The organism is Arthrobacter sp. NPDC090010 (assembly GCF_044748305.1).
In the GTDB taxonomy this organism is placed as follows: domain Bacteria; phylum Actinomycetota; class Actinomycetes; order Actinomycetales; family Micrococcaceae; genus Arthrobacter_E.
This window is the reverse complement of the sequence record NZ_JBIVFT010000019.1, coordinates 1-1,224: the sequence shown is the minus strand read 5'-3', so window position 1 is coordinate 1,224 and position 1,224 is coordinate 1. Positions and strand designations below refer to the sequence as shown.

1 protein-coding gene is annotated in these 1,224 nt (G+C 63.2%); it reads left to right on the top strand.

Annotated features, from left to right (window positions below; all coding sequences use genetic code 11):
* On the top strand, positions 1 to 1,224 hold a 1,224-nt coding region (locus ACIPXZ_RS16950), incomplete at both ends, for an Ig-like domain-containing protein (RefSeq protein WP_400596490.1).

The following is a 1,224-nucleotide window of genomic DNA, read 5'->3' as shown; positions in this document are numbered from 1 at the left end:
ACATCACGTTCACCCCGGAAGAGGGCTTCCAGGGCAACCCCACCGATATCGCGTACACCGTCAAAGACCGCAACGGTAACGAGACCGGTGCGAAGGTCCACGTCACCTATGTCGACGCACCAGCCGCAACGGATGACCAGTCCCTGAACAATGACCAGGGCAAGACCGTCACGGTCCCCGTCCTGGACAACGACAAGGGCGACCTCGACCCCTCGACCGTGAAGATCAAGGACAAGGACGGCAAGCCCGTCTCTGAACTGGTTGTTCCGGGTGAGGGCAAGTGGACTGTTGATCCGAAGACCGGGGAGATCACCTTCACCCCCGAGTCTGGGTTCACGGGCAACCCGACCCCGATCGACTACACCGTCAAGGACCGGAACGGTCAGGAGACGGGTGCGAAGGTCACCGTGACCTACAAGCCCCAAGCCACGGACGATGAGTCGTTGAACAACAAGCCCGGAACCACCGTCAAGGTCCCCGTCCTGGCCAACGACAAGGGTGATCTGGACCCGGCAACGGTGAAGATCAAGGACAACGACGGCAACCCCGTCGATGAACTGGTTGTTCCGGGTGAGGGTAAGTGGACTGTTGACCCGGCCACCGGGGAGATCACCTTCACCCCCGAGAACGGGTTCACCGGTAACCCCAGCGATATCGCCTATGTCGTGAAGGACAAGGCCGGGAATGAGACCGGGGCGAACGTCCACGTGACCTACCTCCAGCCCGTCCCGCCCGCGGCCAGTAACGATGAGTCCCGGGACAACAAGCCCGGAACCGCCGTCACCGTCCCGGTCCTGGACAACGACCAGGGCAACCTGGACCCCTCCACGGTGAAGATCATCGATCCCTCCACCGGGAACCCGGTCGATAAACTCGTCGTCCCCGGCGAAGGCGTCTGGACCGTTGACCCCAAAACCGGGAAGATCACCTTCACCCCGGAAAAGGGCTTCACCGGCAACCCGACCCCGATCGACTACCTCGTCAAGGACATCGACGGCAACGAGGTCCGGGCCCAGGTCACCATCACCTACCTGGCCACCGAACCCACCACCCCCGCCCCAGAACCCGGAAACCCCGGACAACCAGGAAACCCCGGCAACCCGGCACCCGGCGACGACCTCGCCAACACCGGCGCGAACGTCGGACTCGGAACCGCCCTAACCGGAGCCTTCCTCGTCCTAGGAGGAGCCGCACTGATGATCCTGCGCAAACGCCGCCAACACT